At 70.6% G+C, this 15,365-nt stretch carries 17 protein-coding genes and 1 pseudogene; 11 read left to right on the top strand and 7 right to left on the bottom strand.

Features of this window, described 5'->3' with window-relative positions:
* The first annotated feature begins 114 nt into the window (after nt 1-114).
* Complete coding sequence (locus tag OG331_RS14870) at nt 115-1,443, top strand: class I SAM-dependent RNA methyltransferase (protein WP_406196128.1); 1,329 nt, start codon at nt 115-117, stop codon at nt 1,441-1,443.
* A gap of 259 nt (nt 1,444-1,702) precedes the next feature.
* Here OG331_RS14870 and OG331_RS14865 read toward each other — a convergent pair whose 3' ends face one another.
* Nucleotides 1,703-3,448, bottom strand: coding sequence for a SpoIIE family protein phosphatase (locus OG331_RS14865; protein WP_406196126.1), 1,746 nt, complete (start codon nt 3,446-3,448; stop codon nt 1,703-1,705).
* Between the two features lie 201 nt (nt 3,449-3,649).
* Nucleotides 3,650-3,922, bottom strand: a complete 273-nt coding sequence (locus OG331_RS14860) for a hypothetical protein (RefSeq protein WP_406196124.1) — start codon at nt 3,920-3,922, stop codon at nt 3,650-3,652.
* Here OG331_RS14860 and OG331_RS14855 point away from each other — a divergent pair.
* Nucleotides 3,921-4,337: pseudogene (locus OG331_RS14855) on the top strand (hypothetical protein); the annotation flags it as partial. The gene OG331_RS14860 and the pseudogene OG331_RS14855 sit on opposite strands and share 2 nt — an antisense overlap.
* 150 nt (nt 4,338-4,487) lie before the next feature.
* Here OG331_RS14855 and OG331_RS14850 read toward each other — a convergent pair.
* Nucleotides 4,488-4,934 carry a DUF5994 family protein gene (locus OG331_RS14850; protein ID WP_406196121.1) on the bottom strand — a complete coding sequence of 149 codons (447 nt, stop codon included), beginning with the start codon at nt 4,932-4,934 and terminating at the stop codon, nt 4,488-4,490.
* 458 nt (nt 4,935-5,392) lie between these two features.
* Between OG331_RS14850 and OG331_RS14845 the strand changes: the two genes are divergently transcribed.
* The 4 genes from OG331_RS14845 (at nt 5,393) to OG331_RS14830 (ending at nt 8,767) form a co-directional block, all read left to right on the top strand.
* Nucleotides 5,393-5,998 (top strand): DUF5994 family protein, encoded by a 606-nt coding sequence (locus tag OG331_RS14845; protein WP_406196118.1) that lies wholly within the window; start codon nt 5,393-5,395, stop codon nt 5,996-5,998.
* A gap of 5 nt (nt 5,999-6,003) precedes the next feature.
* Nucleotides 6,004-6,261 (top strand): hypothetical protein, encoded by a 258-nt coding sequence (locus tag OG331_RS14840; RefSeq protein WP_406196115.1) that lies wholly within the window; start codon nt 6,004-6,006, stop codon nt 6,259-6,261.
* 418 nt (nt 6,262-6,679) lie between these two features.
* Nucleotides 6,680-7,735 carry an STAS domain-containing protein gene (locus tag OG331_RS14835; protein ID WP_406196112.1) on the top strand — a complete coding sequence of 352 codons (1,056 nt, stop codon included), beginning with the start codon at nt 6,680-6,682 and terminating at the stop codon, nt 7,733-7,735.
* A 210-nt stretch (nt 7,736-7,945) separates the two neighbouring features.
* Entirely contained in the window at nt 7,946-8,767 is an 822-nt protein-coding gene (locus OG331_RS14830) for an SDR family NAD(P)-dependent oxidoreductase (protein ID WP_406196109.1), read from the top strand.
* A gap of 36 nt (nt 8,768-8,803) precedes the next feature.
* Here the strand turns inward: OG331_RS14830 and OG331_RS14825 are convergent, their stop codons facing one another.
* The gene (locus OG331_RS14825) at nt 8,804-9,328 is read right to left on the bottom strand and encodes a hypothetical protein (protein WP_406196106.1); all 525 of its coding nucleotides are present in this window, start codon (nt 9,326-9,328) and stop codon (nt 8,804-8,806) included.
* Between the two features lie 391 nt (nt 9,329-9,719).
* Between OG331_RS14825 and OG331_RS14820 the strand changes: the two genes are divergently transcribed.
* The 4 genes from OG331_RS14820 (at nt 9,720) to OG331_RS14805 (ending at nt 13,157) form a co-directional block, all read left to right on the top strand.
* The gene (locus OG331_RS14820) at nt 9,720-10,238 is read left to right on the top strand and encodes a hypothetical protein (RefSeq protein WP_406210037.1); all 519 of its coding nucleotides are present in this window, start codon (nt 9,720-9,722) and stop codon (nt 10,236-10,238) included.
* Nucleotides 10,239-10,389: 151 nt separating this feature from the next.
* Nucleotides 10,390-11,238, top strand: a complete 849-nt coding sequence (locus OG331_RS14815) for a DUF4097 family beta strand repeat-containing protein (RefSeq protein WP_406196103.1) — start codon at nt 10,390-10,392, stop codon at nt 11,236-11,238.
* A 114-nt stretch (nt 11,239-11,352) separates the two neighbouring features.
* Nucleotides 11,353-12,369, top strand: coding sequence for an ATP-binding cassette domain-containing protein (locus OG331_RS14810; RefSeq protein WP_406196101.1), 1,017 nt, complete (start codon nt 11,353-11,355; stop codon nt 12,367-12,369).
* A complete protein-coding gene (locus tag OG331_RS14805) occupies nt 12,366-13,157 on the top strand; it encodes an ABC transporter permease (protein ID WP_406196099.1) in 792 nt (263 codons plus the stop codon). Before OG331_RS14810 ends, OG331_RS14805 begins: the two co-directional genes overlap by 4 nt.
* A 94-nt stretch (nt 13,158-13,251) precedes the next feature.
* On the opposite strand, the gene OG331_RS14800 is transcribed toward OG331_RS14805, so the two are convergent.
* On the bottom strand, nt 13,252-13,716 hold the full coding sequence (locus tag OG331_RS14800) for a DUF6174 domain-containing protein (protein WP_406196097.1): 465 nt from the start codon (nt 13,714-13,716) through the stop codon (nt 13,252-13,254).
* 153 nt (nt 13,717-13,869) lie between these two features.
* Nucleotides 13,870-14,361, bottom strand: coding sequence for a MarR family winged helix-turn-helix transcriptional regulator (locus OG331_RS14795; protein ID WP_406196094.1), 492 nt, complete (start codon nt 14,359-14,361; stop codon nt 13,870-13,872).
* 97 nt (nt 14,362-14,458) lie between these two features.
* On the opposite strand from OG331_RS14795, the gene OG331_RS14790 reads away from it, so the two are divergent.
* On the top strand, nt 14,459-14,977 hold the full coding sequence (locus OG331_RS14790) for a YceI family protein (protein WP_406196091.1): 519 nt from the start codon (nt 14,459-14,461) through the stop codon (nt 14,975-14,977).
* A 104-nt stretch (nt 14,978-15,081) separates the two neighbouring features.
* Here OG331_RS14790 and OG331_RS14785 read toward each other — a convergent pair whose 3' ends face one another.
* Nucleotides 15,082-15,273, bottom strand: a complete 192-nt coding sequence (locus OG331_RS14785) for a hypothetical protein (protein ID WP_406196088.1) — start codon at nt 15,271-15,273, stop codon at nt 15,082-15,084.
* Nucleotides 15,274-15,365: the final 92 nt, after the last annotated feature.

The raw sequence follows: 15,365 nt of genomic DNA, 5'->3' as shown, positions 1-15,365 counted from the left end.
GCCGGGGGCGCGGCCGGGAGCACGTAGACTGGTGGGCTGTTGTCAGGCCCGGGCCGCTGAAGAGCGCCGTCGAGGGCCGCGCCGTCCCGCCTCTCGATCTGGAGTCACCCCACCATGCAGGCAGAACAGAAGAAGTCGCTGGTGGGGGAGGAGTACGAGGTCGAGATCGGCCCCGTCGCCCATGGCGGGCACTGCATCGCCCGCACCGACGCGGGCCAGGTCCTGTTCGTCCGGCACACCCTGCCCGGCGAGCGCGTCGTGGCCCGGGTGACCGAGGGCGATGAGGGCGACCGCTTCCTGCGCGCCGACGCGGTCGAGATCCTGTCGGCGTCCAAGGACCGCATCGAGGCCCCCTGCCCCTTCGCCGGGCCCGGCCGCTGCGGCGGCTGCGACTGGCAGCACGCCAAGCCGGGGGCGCAGCGCCGGATGAAGGGCGAGGTCATCGCCGAGCAGTTGCAGCGGCTCGCGGGACTCACGCCCGAGGACATCGGCTGGGACGGCACGGTCATGCCCGCCGAGGGCGACAAGCTGCCCGCCGGGCAGGTGCCGCAGTGGCGGACGCGCGTGCAGTACGCCGTCGACGCCGACGGCCACGCCGGACTGCGCCGGCACCGCTCGCACGACGTCGAGCCGATCGACCACTGCATGATCGCCGCCGAGGGCGTCAGCGAACTCGGCATCGAGAAGCGCGACTGGTCCGGCATGGCCGGGGTGGAGGCGATCGCGGCGACCGGTTCGCAGGACCGCCAGGTGATCCTGACGCCGAGGCCCGGCGGGCGCCTGCCGATCGTCGAACTGGACCGGCCGGTCTCGGTGATGCGGGTCGGCGAGAAGGACGGCGGCGTCCACCGCGTCCACGGCCGCCCCTTCGTCCGCGAACGCGCGGACGGCCGTACCCACCGGGTCGGCAGCGGCGGCTTCTGGCAGGTCCACCCGAAGGCCGCGGACACCCTGGTGACGGCGGTCATGCAGGGCCTGCTGCCCCGGAAGGGCGAGATGGCCCTCGACCTCTACTGCGGCGTCGGCCTCTTCGCCGGCGCCCTCGCCGACCGCCTCGGCGACAAGGGCGCGGTCCTCGGCATCGAGTCCGGCAAGCGCGCGGTGGAGGACGCCCGGCACAACCTGGCCGACTTCGACCGAGTGCGGATCGAGCAGGGCAAGGTCGAGTCGGTACTTCCGCGTACGGGGATCACCGAGGTGGACCTGATCGTCCTGGACCCGCCGCGGGCGGGCGCCGGCCGGCAGACGGTGGCGCATCTGGCGTCGCTGGGGGCGCGGCGCATCGCGTATGTGGCTTGTGATCCGGCGGCGTTGGCGCGGGATTTGGGGTACTTCCGGGAGGGGGGGTATCGGGTGCGGATGCTGCGGGCGTTCGATCTGTTTCCGATGACTCATCATGTGGAGTGTGTGGCGGTGCTGGAGCCGGCTGCCAAGGGGGCCTGACCTGCGGAGGCGCCGGCCAGGGATACGGGTCCGTCTCAGGCGGCGAGAGCGGTACGGCCGGCGTGGAGGAGGGTGGCCTGGCGGGCCTCACTGCCGACGGTGGAGGCCGAGGCTGACCAGTGCATGCCGTGCCTGATGGTGAACAAGTAGCCCGGGGTGGAGGACTTGTCGCCGTTCTTGGCGCCGGAGTCGGTGAAGTCGGCGGCGATCCTCCAAGGGCACGCCGAGGGGACTCACCACTCACTGATGGCGTCCTCCGTCACGGCTCCGGCAGACGCAGCGCGAGCAGGGCCACGTCGTCGGTGCTGCCGGGCGGCATGCGGGCGAGCAGCTCGTCGCACAGCGTGTCCAGCGGTGTGTGGGCGAGCGCGAGGGCGTGGCGACGCAGCCGGGCGAGGCCGGTGTCGAGGTCGCTGCCGGGGATTTCGATCAGCCCGTCGGTGTAGAACAGCAAGGTGGAACCGGGCGGCAGGGGGTGCGTGGCGTCCGGCCGGCCCCCGGTGCCCACTGGGGCGCCGAGGACGAGTCCCTGTCCGGCTTCGAGGTACTGCGCGTCTCCGCCGGGGGGCAGGAGGAGAGGCGGCGGATGTCCGGCGCTGGTCCAGTGAAGTGTCCATGGGCCGGTCTGCGGGTGGCCCTCGACCTGTGCGAGGACGAGGGTGGCCATGGGGACGGTGGTGATGGCGGGCATGGCGTCGTCGAGCCGGTCGACGACGGCGCCGGGCGGTCCGGTGTGGTCCCAGGCCAGGGACCGCAGGATGCCGTGCAGTTGGGCCATCCCGGCCGCCGCGGTCAGGTCGTGGCCCACGACGTCGCCGATGACCAGCGCGAGCGTGCCGTCCTTCAGCTCGAACGCGTCGTACCAGTCGCCGCCGACCTGGGAGCCGGCTGGGGCGGGCTGGTAGCGGGCGGCCAGCCGCAGACGGCCGGGCTGGGGCAGCGGGGCGAGCAGGTTGCGCTGCATGGCCTCGGCGACGGCGCGCTGGCGGCCGAACCGCCGTGCGTTGTCGATGACCAGACCGACCCGGCGGCCGATGTCACTCACCACCTCCAGGTCGGCGGCGTCGAAAGGGTGCGCCGGATCGGTGCGCACCACCGTCAGGGCGCCGGTGATCTGCCGACTGGAGCCCAGTGGCACCGTGATGGCGGACGCCGCACCCACCCTCCGCAGGAAGTCGCTGTGGGCGGCGGCCAGGGGAGAGCCGGGCGATGCGGTCGTCTCCGTCTCGTCCTGCGCGTCCTGCGCGTCCTGCAGTACGGGATCACCTCCGTGCAGCACCTGGACAAGAGCTGAGCCCTCCGCCTCCTCGGTCTCGGGAAGGCGCTCGCGCCCGCCCTCCAGCCTGGCGTCCCGGCCCGCGGGGCCGGTCACCGCCACCCGGTGGACCTGCCCGGAACCGGTCCGGAGGTCCACCGCCGCCCAGTCGGCGAGGCGGGGAACCAGCAGGCGGCCCAGCCGGGCGAGGGCATCGCCGGTCTCCAGGGTCTGACCCAGGACGTCGGTGATCTCCGCGACCAGCGTCAGCCGCTCGTTGAGGTCCTCCAGAGCACTCGCATAGGCCGCACGCTCCCGGCGCGCGATGCGGTCGCCGGTGATGTCGGTGAACAGCACGGCCATGCCCTTGAACGCGCCGCCGTCCGTCAGGGGAGAAGCGGACCACGAGATCGTGACCAGGCGACCGTCACCGCGCACGTAGCGATCGCCCTCCCCGCGCGCGGCGGCCCCCTCGGTAAGCGCCCGGAGCAGCGGGCACCGCTCCCGCAGGAGCGGTCCGCCGTTCGTGTCCCGGTGCAGCAGCTCGTGCGCGTCCTGCCCGCGTATCGCGCGGGCGGCTCGGCCCAGCAGCCGTTCTGCGGCCGAGTTCACGGCGAGGATCCGGCCGGCCGGATTCACCACCATCAGGGCTGTGCTCAGCTGCTCGACGACCTGCCGCCAGAAGTCCGGCTCGGCCGCCGGCCACGACCGTCCCTCACCTCCCGCACCGGGCACCGCATCTTTCACCACGCCGCCCTCCAGCCATGGCAGCCTCCCACCGAAGACCGCGGGCGCATCAGGGGAACCGACACATCAGTACCGATGGTCCCCAGTACCGATGGTCCCCTGACGGGAACCGGCTCGCACGGCCGATACGAGATCCCGCTCGCCCACCTCCGTCCCGGTGGGCAGGTTCTTCCGTACCGGCCCTCTGGCGTTGGCCCCGCAGGGTCAGCCGCGATCCTCCTCCTCGGCCTCCATGAGCCGTATCCCCTCATGTGTCAGCGTGACCGTCGCGGGTGTGTCTCCATGGGCCCAGCGGACCGTGACAAGTCCTTCGCCCACCAGATAAGTGCAGGCCGCGGCCAGATCCTGCTCAGGGATCGCCAGATCGTCACGCAGCTTGGCCCCGGAAGCATCAGGAAGGCTTCTGCCTTCCATGCCCTCGTACAGGATTTTCATGATCGCTTCGCGGTAGCTCTTCCGCTGGTGCAGTGTTGCCATGGTTGCCACCACCCGTGCACGCCCGAATTCCTGCCCACGACCAGTGGTTTTCATCGGGGGCTCTGTCCGTGTGAACGCGATGCCGCTTCCGAAACGGGCGTGGTGGTCGCACAGGCGGGAGTACGGTGGACGGGACGAGGACTTTTCGTATGCCGGAATTCCTGTGCGGGAATTCCTGTGCGGGAATGTCCATGCCGGAATTCGGACCGGTCCCGGAGCGTTGTCTCGCCACCGCAATGCAGCCGCGCACATGGTCACGTCACCAGCGGCACCGTCAACGGGGCGACGTGGTCCGCGGTGCCCGGCCGGATGCTGGTCCTCAACGAGGTCGTACGCCTGCGCAGGACCGTGGCGGCATCCTGCCCCGCACACGATCGTCCTGCTCGCCCCCGGCCGGGGGCGCTGGGACCTGCTGGTCGTGCCTCCGGATACGACTGAGCAGGCCGCGGAGCCGCCCATGGCGGCCGCCGCCGGCGGTCGGAACCGGCGCCAGGACGGTATCCCGTGTGACGGGACCCCGCTCCTGCGCTGCCCGGCCGCGGCGGGCGACGCGTTGTGCGTGCAGTCACGTCCCGACTGCTCGTTGCTGATTCCGGCCGTGGGACCAGAGGGCACCGCCACTCCGGCCCTTCCCGGCTCTTGCCCCGCGTGCGTGGCGGGCCCGTTCCGCCGTCATGAGCGCGGTCGCGGTGGTCGGCGGACCGCTGTCAGCACTCGCGGCGGCCATCAGCCGGGCGGCCGAGGAGGCGCCGGTCTCCGGGGGGATCACCAGAAGGTCCCATCGGCCCGCGGTGTACGACAGCAGAGTGATCCCGTGCGGATCCAGCTCGGAGGTGAACCAACCGACCTTCACCACATGGCCGTTGACGACGACCCGGGGCGGGAACATCGGCCAGTGGCGGGGGTTGACCGCGATACGGGTGATCCGCCCCCACAGCGGATCCAGCACGTCCGCCAAGGCGGAGAGCTCGCTCGGCAGGTCACGTGAACAGGGCCACCAGGCGCCGTCCAACTCGGTGGGCCCTCCGGAAGAGCTCGCGGATCTCAACGAGAGGCGCGCGGTCGGGGCCCTGAAGGGAACGGCCCGCACTGGGGCGTGAGAGGTGGTCGCGGACATCGCGCAAACCCGTCTCCGGACTCCTGCGCGAGAACAGCTGCCCGATGTCGTCGCTCCCCGGGAACGGCACCGGCATCGGAGCCGATGTACGAAGTGCTCCCGATGGCTTCACGCTACTCCCCGCAGGAGCCGGGCGGACCGGACAGCGCGACCGGACTGTTGCCTCTGGGACGCCGGCCCCGTGCAGGGACGCATGGGACTGTTTCTCCATTGGCCGTTCGGTCCGTTGGGTTTGTTCGAGGAGTAGGCTGAAATCACCGAGGATATTTCGCGCACAGGCTTCCAGCTCGTGTCGTTTTCGGCGATTGAATACGCCGGGCCGGTCATGACCGGCCCGGGGCAGGGTTCGCGTCATGACTGCGACCATTTCCCTCCCGCCGACAGCTGAAGCCGAAGCCGATGACCGTGCCTTCTCCTCGTCCTCTCTGCGTCTGTCGCTCGCTCCCACCGGCCCCGCACCGGCTCTGCTGGACGGCGCCTGGTGGCCGCGCTCCCGCGATCTCGAGTCCGAACTCCCCTCCCTGACGGCCGTACTGGATCCGTTGTGGGGGCGGATCACGCGGGTCACGGTGAATCCCGTCCACTGGCCGGTCGTTCCGCGCAAGGTGTCCGTCGCCGGGCACGTGGTGAAGGTGGGCTGGTTCCTGGCCGAGCAGGACCCGCACGAACTGCTGTTGCTCTCGTACCGCACGGGCCGCTGGAACCTCCTGGTGGTGCCGCCGCAGACGACTCCCGTCTCCGCCGCCTGGCTGATGGCCGCCGCGAGCGACCCACTGGGCATGTCGACCGCGAGCCGGTTGATGGAGGAGGCGGCGCGCCTGCGGATGGTGTCCGAGACGGACCGGGCCGTGGAAGCGGTCTGGGACTCCGAAGGAGGCCATGAGGCCCGCGATCCGGCCGCACGTCCCCGGATCCCGACCGTGACGGCCGCGCTGCCGCATCAGCCGATGGCGAGGTGAGGACCATGCAGACATTCGTGATCGTGGTCGTGACCCTCGCGGTGATCGCCTTCGGGGTGCTCCTCATCCACTTGCTCAACTTGCAGCACAGTAACGGCATGGCTGCCTTCCACTACGGCCGTTCCGGGATGCCGATCCCGGGACCGGACCCGTTGGCTCCGCGCAAGGCCCACGGCCGGGCGGGAGCGAGCGGCACCGCAGGCCGCCGTCACCCTCGTCAGGACGGCCCGAGCCGCACGAACAGACCGAGCCGACCGAACTGACAGCCCCGAACGAACTGACAGCCCCGACTGAACTGAAAACACCGTCCGCAGCCCAGGACCCCGGCCGCCGCACCGCACATGACAGGCCGGGGTCTTCCCGTGTCCTGTGCCCCACCGCCCCCGGCCCCCGCCGGCCCCGTCCGCTGATCAGGCTTCCGACGGTGCCGTCCGGGCCTCGGGCGGCACCCCCGCAGGACACGATGCCCGCCGGGCGCGGACCCTCCGTCCGATCCCACGGCGCACATCCCGGACGACCGATCCGCCATCCGCCGCCGCGCTCGCCAACCCAGGCTTCCGGACCGGCCGTTCACCCGTCACCGCGTACCACCCCCCGTATCGGCGGCACGCCGCGAGGGCCGGACCGGCCCCACCACGCGGCACTCCCCGACGGGCACTGTGCAGTCAGAACCGAGGAGCCGTGCCCCACCCACAACTGAACGTCCACCGGCACGACCGCACCACTCGCGTGCTGATCACCCTCGCAGGTGAGATCGACTTCACCACCGCCCCTCTCGTGCGCGCCGCACTGGCCGCATGCTTGCGCGACGGCATCCGCACCGCCGACGTCGATCTGACGGCGGTCACCTTCTGCGACGCCGGCGGACTCAACGCCTTCCTCAAGGCATCCCAGCTCGCCACCGATTCCGGAACCGTCCTCCGACTGCACTATCCGCCGCCGGCCTTGGCCCGCATCATCGAGATCACCGGCTCCGGGTTCCTGCTCCATGAGCTCCACGCAGTTCGACCACCGGCACGCCGGATTCCCGCTGCCGCGGGCGGTGCACCGGTGACGGGCCCGCCCCGCCGGGTGCCGCCAGGGGGCGGCGGGAACACATCGACTCCCGCACACGCGGTACGTCTGCGCCGACTGAACCGCTGGCAGGCGGAGACGCTGCGGGAGGACCTGGCCGATCTGTACGTGGAGTCCTCACGTGCGCAGGCAGGCCAGGAATACCGAGGCCGGGAGGCGTTTCTGCGGCGGCTCACGGGCGACATCCGGCGGGCCGGATTCGCCCTGCTGATCGCGGAGGACACGGCCTTCACCGGGTGTGTCTACGGATTCCCCGTACCGCGGGAGGGGACCTGGTGGAAGGGGTTCGACGGGCCCCTTCCGCAGAGCATCGAACAGCTCACCGCGTCCGGCCACGTCTTCGCGGTCACCGAGATCGTGGTGCATCCCCATACGGACGACCACGACCACGGCCTCGCCCGCAGGCTCCAGGAACGGCTGCTCGCCGACCACCACGCCTCGCTCGGGGTGACACTGGTCGACCAAGCCGACGCTCCGGTCTTCGACGCCTTCCTGTCGTGGGGATGGCACGACATCGGGGCGATCCGTCGGCCGTCGGATCCCATGGCCCTCCGGCCGTCGGCCCCTGTGCTGCTGCGGGCTCTGGTCCTTCCCCTCGGCCCGCGCACGTCTGCCCGCCCGGACGGCCTGGCTCACGAGAACCGCACCCAACGGCCCGACTGACGAACGGCATTCGGCCGGCGCGGGAGGCAGCAGGCCGGCGTGCGTGGATGTCGTCGCGGAGCTCCGACCGGATGCGCGATCCGGAGTGGACCGGCTTCGTGTCGGACGGCCACGCGGTTCATGTCGACGGCTGTCTCAAAGCCGTCAGCAATGGATCAGTGGGCTCTAGGCTCGGATCCACCTTGTGATCCCGAAGGAGCCAGAACAGCAGTGACGGACAAGCGAGTTGTCATCGTGACCGGTGGCGGTACGGGCATTGGAGAGGCCGCCGTACGCCTGCTGCGCGAGGGAGGTCACCACGTGGTCGTCTCCGGTCGGAGGAGCGAGCCGTTGCGGCGTCTCGAACGGGAGACCGGGGCCCTCGCGTATCCGTCCGACGTGAGGGACCCCGAAGCCGCCGAGGGTCTCGTTCGAGCAGCCCTGGACGCTCATGGACGACTCGACGGACTTGTGCTCAATGCGGGCATCGGGCGCGGTGGAACCGTGGGCGACTTGTCGTTGGAGGACTGGGACGAGGTGATGCGCACCAACGTCACCGGCCCGCTGTTGCTCCTGCGCGCGGCGATCCCGCACTTGGTGGAGGCCGGCGGGTCGGTGGTCGCCGTCGCTTCGGTGTCCGCGCTGCGCAACGGCACGAGCAACGCCCCGTACGCCACGTCCAAGGCAGCCCTCCTCCAGCTTTGCCGTTCCGTCGCCGTCGACTACGGGCGTCAGGGGGTGCGGGCCAACATCGTGTGTCCGAGCTGGGTACGGAGCGAGATGGCCGACCGGCGCATGGCGCGCTTCGCCGAGGAAGCGGATCTGCAGGGAGACGGCGTGGCGAGCGCCTATGAGGAGGTGACCAGACTCCTGCCCCTGGGCCGGCCGGGTGAGCCGCGTGAGATCGCGGAGGCGATCTGCTGGCTGCTGTCCCCGGCGGCGTCGTATGTCAATGGCGCCGTGCTCACCGTCGATGGCGGGGCGACGGCCGTTGATCCCGGGACGCTCGCGTTCGACTTCCGTGTCGCGCCGCGCAGTGACGAGTTCTCCTGACACTCCTCGGAGAGGGCGCGAGAGCCCGGGTAACGGTCAAGCGGCGTAGCAGAGCACCGCAGGGTCGGCCGGGGTCGAGGCGTGGGCCACGGTCGTGGGCACGGGTGGGGCGGTGCCGACGGTGGCGGCGGCCTGAGAGCGGTTCCGGGTGAAGACGACGAGTCGCAGTGCCGCGAACCGTGCGACGCCGGCGAGTGCGGAGGCGGACAGGTAGACGACCTGCTCGAGCACCGCACCGGGCGCCGCCACCAATTGGTGCAGGACGAGCATCGCCACGCAGGTCACCACGTACGCGGCCGCCGCGGACCCGGCCGACTGCGCATGCTGACGCCAGGTCGCGCGCCCACCCACGACGAAGGTGAAGCGGGCGTGCAACTCGGTGGCGAGGAGCGTGGAGACCACGGTGATCAGAGCATTGGCGAAGACCCAGGGAAGCCAGGAGGCGAGGGCCACCACGGCGAAGCTGGAGGCGAGCCCCACCCCGCCGCCGCAGATCACGAAGCGGGCGAAGGCGGTGAAGGCGCCGGGCGCCGCCTGCTGCCGGCTCTGTGCTGTCTCCATGGTCCGACCACCCCTTGATGGCTCACTCCGCGAAACGCGCACCCCTCGGCCGGGAGACCGAGGGGTGCCCCCTGTGGCGCCATGATGGCACACGGGTGGCACCATTGGGGGGCTATTTGTGGCCCCTCCGTGTCGGCGGGGGTGTCACGGTGGTGCGTCATCCGTCTGTCGTGCCTGCTGGGCCGGCCCTTGGGGGTGGGTGTGAGGCTGTGGCCTCGGTTGGGGGTGGGCTGAGTCTCGGGTGACGAGTCCGGTCACGTGTCGGTCAGTCCTGGGGTTTGGCCAGTCCAGTGGTGTCCGGTGGACCACGTGGTGCCACTAGGTGGGGCAGGCGGGCATGCGTTGCCCGAGGTGCTTGCGCATGGTGCCAAAGTGGTGCCACTATGACGGCATGGACCTCACGCCGTATGTCGACACTCTCCGCCGCGAACTCGCGGTGGCCGCCGAAGCCGGTGGCGAAGAAGCTCGCGAGCTGGCGGAGCGGCTGACCGCTCCGCTGGAGTCGGCGACCCGCCTGACCATGCTCAATGTGCTCTCGGCCGCGATGGACGAGATCACCCGCGACCTCGCACCGGGCTCGGTCGACGTACGGCTGCGGGGGCTCGACCCCGACTTCGTGGTGACACCGCCGCCCAACTACGGCGACGCCCCCACGGAGCCGGCCGCGCCCGTCGAACCGTTCAAGGCCCCGGCACCGGTCGACGGCGATGAGGGTGCCACCGCGCGCGTGAACCTGCGTCTGCCGGCCCACCTCAAGGCCCGCGCCGAGGAGGCCGCGAGTCGTGAGGGGCTGTCGGTCAACGCGTGGCTGGTGCGCGCCGTGTCGGCCGCGGTCGAGGGCGGCACCCGGCCGCGCACGCCGGAGAAGGCCAAGACCCTCGGGCAGAGCTTCACGGGCTGGGTGCGCTGACCGCGCCCCGCCCCCGTCGATTCTCCCAACACCGCTTCACCTGTACAGCTTCAGCCGTACCGCTTCACGCGAACCCTTCAACCGAACCAGTTCACCCACACCACGTCCCACCAGCGGGGACGGCCCAAGGACTCATGAGGACGGGACAGCCATGCCTTCTTTCGACACTCCTGAAGCGATCTCGGTCACGGCTCGCTTGGAGGCCGGTTCCATCCAGTTCATCGCGGGCGACCGCCTCGACACCGTCGTGGAGGTGCAGCCGCGCGACCCGAAGAGGGACCCGGACGTGCGGACGGCGGACCAGACCGAGGTCACGTACGTGAGCGGCGTACTGACCCTCAGGACGCCCAAGGCCAATCTGTTCGGCCTCGGCCGCACCGGCGTGGTCGACGTGACCGTCGAACTGCCCGCGGGCTCGCACGTCGACACGACCGGCGCCTGGACCCAGGTGCTGGGCGTGGGCCGGCTCGGCGAGGTCCGTGTGAAGACCTCGGTCGGCGACGTCCGCTTCGACACGACCGGCCCGGTGAAGCTGACCGCGTCGCACGGTTCGATCACCGTGGACCGGATCGAGGGCATGGCCGAGATCACCAGCAACACCGGCAACGTCCGCGTCGGCACCATCGACGGGCCTGCCGTCCTGAAGAACTCGCACGGCACTACGACCGTCGGCGTCGTGACCGGCGAGCTGCGGCTGAGCGGCGCCCACGGCGGCATCGATGTCGGGCGCGCCGAGGCGTCGGTCAACGGCACGGCGACCCACGGCTATCTGCGCGTCGCCGAAGTCGCACGCGGCGAAGTCCAGTTGGAAACCTCCAACGGCGTCATCGAGATCGGCATTCGCGAGGGCACCGCCGCCTGGCTCGACGTCAGCTCCAACCGTGGGCAGGTGCGCAACATGCTCGCCGAGTCCGAGGCGCCGGAGCGGGCGGAGGACACCGTCAAGGTCCACGCACGGACCAACTGGGGCAACATCGACATCCGCCGCGCGAAGGTCTGAGCGTCGCCCCCGACCCAACCGGCCCCGTCTGCCGCGCACTTCAGTAACGCGTACTTCAGCAACGCACACCAGCCTTCACATCAGCTTTCACCTCAGCCTTCAACGGAGGGCCCCATGCCTTCATCTGTCATGCCCACGTCCAGGCGGGGCGACGGTCGTCCGTCACCTGCCGCAGTCTCTGCCGTCGGCCTGCGCAAGTCGTACGGCGACAAGACCGTGCTCGACAGCATCGACCTCGCGGTCCCGGCCGGCTCCGTGTTCGCGTTGCTCGGTCCGAACGGTGCCGGCAAGACCACCGCCGTGAAGATCCTGTCCACCCTCATCACCGCCGACGGCGGACAGGCCCGGGTCGCGGGTCACGACCTCGCCGCCGAACCGCAGGCCGTGCGTGCCGCGATCGGCGTGACCGGGCAGTTCTCCGCCGTCGACGGGCTGATCACCGGCGAGGAGAACATGCTCCTGATGGCGGACCTGCACCACCTGTCCAAGCACGAAGGGCGGCGCGTCGCCGCCGAGTTGCTGGAGCGCTTCGACCTGGTCGAGGCCGCCAAGAAGCCGGCTCAGAGCTACTCCGGTGGCATGAAGCGGCGCCTGGACATCGCCATGACCCTGGTCGGCAGCCCGCGGATCATCTTCCTCGACGAGCCGACCACCGGTCTCGACCCACGTGCCCGGCACAACATGTGGCAGATCATCCGCGAGCTCGTCTCCGACGGGGTGACCGTCTTCCTCACCACGCAGTACCTGGAGGAGGCCGACGAACTCGCCGACCGTATCGCCGTGCTCAACGACGGGAAGATCGCCGCCGAGGGCACCGCCGAAGAGCTGAAGCGGCTCATCCCGGGCGGACACATCCGGCTGCGCTTCTCCGACCCGGCGGCGTACCAGTCGGCCGCCTTGGCCCTGGGTGAGGCCACCCGGGACGACGAGGCACTGTCGCTGCAGATCCCGAGCGACGGCAGTCAGCGCGAGTTGCGCTCGATCCTCGACTGGCTCGACGCCGCCGGCATCGAGGCCGACGAACTCACCGTGCACACCCCGGACCTCGACGACGTCTTCTTCGCCCTGACCGGCGGCAATGTGCCGGCCCAGCCCAACCAGCCCAACCAGCGCAAGGAGACCGCCCGATGAGCTCCCTCACCCTCGCCGCACGCGACTCTTCCACCATGCTGCGCCGCAACCTCCTGCACGCGCGCCGCTACCCGTCGCTCACTCTGAACCTGCTGCTCACACCGATCATGATGCTGCTGCTCTTCGTCTACGTCTTCGGGGATGTGATGAGCGCCGGCATCGGCGGGGGCGGGGCCGACCGCTCCGCGTACATCGCGTATCTCACGCCGGGCCTGGTGCTGATGACCATCGGCAGTACCACGATCGGCACCGCGGTGTCCGTGTCCAACGACATGACCGAGGGCATCATCGCCCGGTTCCGCACGATGGCCATCCACCGCGGCTCTGTGATCATCGGACACGTGATCGGCAGCGTGCTGCAGTCGATCCTCAGCGTGGTCCTCGTCGGCGCCGTCGCCGTCGCCATCGGGTTCCGCTCCACCGGCGCCACCGTCCTGGAATGGCTCGCGGCGTTCGCACTGCTCGTGCTCTTCGCCACGGCGCTCACCTGGATCGCGGTCGGCATGGGCCTGATCAGCCCGAACGCCGAGGCCGCCAGCAACAACGCCTTGCCGCTGATCTTCCTGCCGCTCATCTCCAGCACCTTCGTACCGGTCGATGCGATGCCGGGCTGGTTCCAGCCGATCGCCGAGTACCAGCCGTTCACGCCGGCCATCGAGACCCTGCGAGGGCTGCTGCTGGGGAGCGAGATCGGCCACAACGGGTGGCTGGCCGTGGCCTGGTGCGTCGGACTGGCCGCGCTCGGCTACGTCTGGTCCAAGTCGGTGTTCAACCGCGACCCGAAGTAGGGGGGCAAGCCGCTGACGGGCCCCCGGCCGACACAGTCGGCTGGGGGCCAACACGCAGGGCCGCAGGACCTTCCACCCCCCAAGACCGGCGACCTCACCCGAGCTGCTGATAGGCGCTGATGACATAGAGCGCCTCGTCATCGATCGCGTCCTTCTCCCAGTCCAGCGAGATCCGCGCCGGATGCCCCTCAGCCGCGTACTCCGCTTCGGCCACGTCCGCGTCGTCCCGCCGTGCCTGCTCCAGTTCCTCCAGGAGTTCCCCCATGGTGGGCACCGCGTCGGGGATGTCCTGCGCCACGCGTCGCCCGCTGTCGTCGAGGCCGGCCGCCTTGACCACGGCGCCGTCGCGGACGGTGATCCGGAAGGTGCCGATCAAGCTCCGTTCCCCCTCGCTGGAGTGGAGCGTGTAGGTGTAGGCGGAGGGCTCCTGCCAGTTGGACCGACGGTGAGCCGACGTGCTCTTCGCTGTCTCGGCGCCGCACGCGGCGACCGCCCAGAGCAGCCCTCCGATCAGCGAGGCACTGAACACGGCACGGGTGGACCGGGATACGGCGGTCATGGCGGCAGTCCCTTCGACGCGGCTACCGCTATGACGCCGGCTCCCTGAGGAACGTTCGGCGCAGGGGCTGGAGCCGCGCTCCCAACCGCCCTACCCGCAGCAACCGGGCGCCTCCGCGGGACTCGGACGACCGCACCGGCGCCCACGCGCGGGCTACTCCGGCGTCGCCTCCGCCGCGAAGTCGGGCATCAGCGCGCACATCGCCTCGCGCTGGGTGGGGCCCATGAACCGGGCCAGCGCTTCCTTGACCGTCTCGGCGAGGATCCCGGAGGCCTCCTTGAGCAGGCCCCGGGCCTTCTCGGTGAGGGCGACCTCGACGCCCCGCTTGTCGCCGCACACCGATTTGCGGGTGACGAGGCCGGCGTGCTGGAGGCAGGCGATCTGGTAGGTGAGCCGGGTTTTGGGCCGGCCCAGGAGCTCGGCGATCCGCGTCATGCGCTGGGCTTCCCCGGGGTCCGCGGCGAGCAGGCACAGGACCAGGAACTCGTCGTGCGAGACGTCCAGCCGCTCCTTGACGACGGAGCGCAGCTCCTGCTCGACGGCCCCCGTCGCGGCCAGCATCAGCATCCAGGCGTGCAGCTCGGCGGGCAGGAGCCCGTTGCCGGAGGCGGAGGGGCAGTCGGGGATGTCGGGGCTGTCGGCCATGGATTCGAGTGTAGCTGTTGTTCAATTTTGGAGTATCGGCTAGCGTGGGGTCATCCAAATTTGGACTACGCATTCATGCGGATTCAGGAGTGAGATCATGACCGTCGCCGTCGAAACCGGAACCTGGCAGCTCGACAGCACCACCTCCACCGTCGCCGTCCGGCACAAGACGTTCTGGGGCCTGGTCACCGTGAAGGGCACCTTCGCCGCCGTCACCGGCAACGGCGAGGTGCGGCCCGACGGATCTGCCGTAGGCACGATCACCCTGGACGCCGCCTCCCTGGACACCCGCAACGCCAAGCGCGACGAGCATCTGCGCTCGGCCGACTTCCTCGATGCCGCCCACCACCCCGAGATCACCTTCGCGGTCCGCAGCGCCGAGCTCCGCGACGGCGACGGCGTGCACGTGGTCGGTCAGCTCACCGTCCGTGGCATCAGCCGGCCCAGTTCCTTCACCGGCCGCCTCGTCGGCGCCGACGACGGGTCGCTCACCCTGGACGCAGAGTTCTCCGTGGACCGCGAGCACTTCGGCATGAGCTGGAACCAGCTCGGCATGATGCGCGGCCTCACGACGATCGCCACCACGCTCCGCTTCACGCGGACGGCCGCAGCCTGACGTCGGCGCTCGACAGCGTCTGCGGTACGGCCGTGAAGGCCCGCAGCCGGATCCGTACGCCCGGACGGCGCGAGAGTACGAACCGCCCTGCCGGCGGCCGGAGTTCATGGCGCGCCGTTGCGTGCGCGGGCAGTGTGGCCGGCCCCTGTACGGCCGTCCAGTACCGGTTCACTGGTGTCCGCGAGGAGGGTCAGGACGCGGTGCCACTGTGCGGGGGACTCCGGTCCCGCGGAGGCGAGCACCGACCACTGCGGCCGCCGGCCGCGCGTCACCGGCTGCTGTTCTGCCGACTGCACGGCACCGGACCGTAATCCGGCCCGGTGAGCTGGGCGCCGAGGGGTGGTGAAGAGTCCGGTGTGAGGCGGGCGAGAAGGGCAAGGGCCCCGGT

This window comes from Streptomyces sp. NBC_01017, assembly GCF_045162795.1.
In the GTDB taxonomy this organism is placed as follows: domain Bacteria; phylum Actinomycetota; class Actinomycetes; order Streptomycetales; family Streptomycetaceae; genus Streptomyces; species Streptomyces machairae.
Note: the sequence above shows the minus strand (reverse complement) of the source record. Positions and strands in the feature narration are given on the sequence as shown.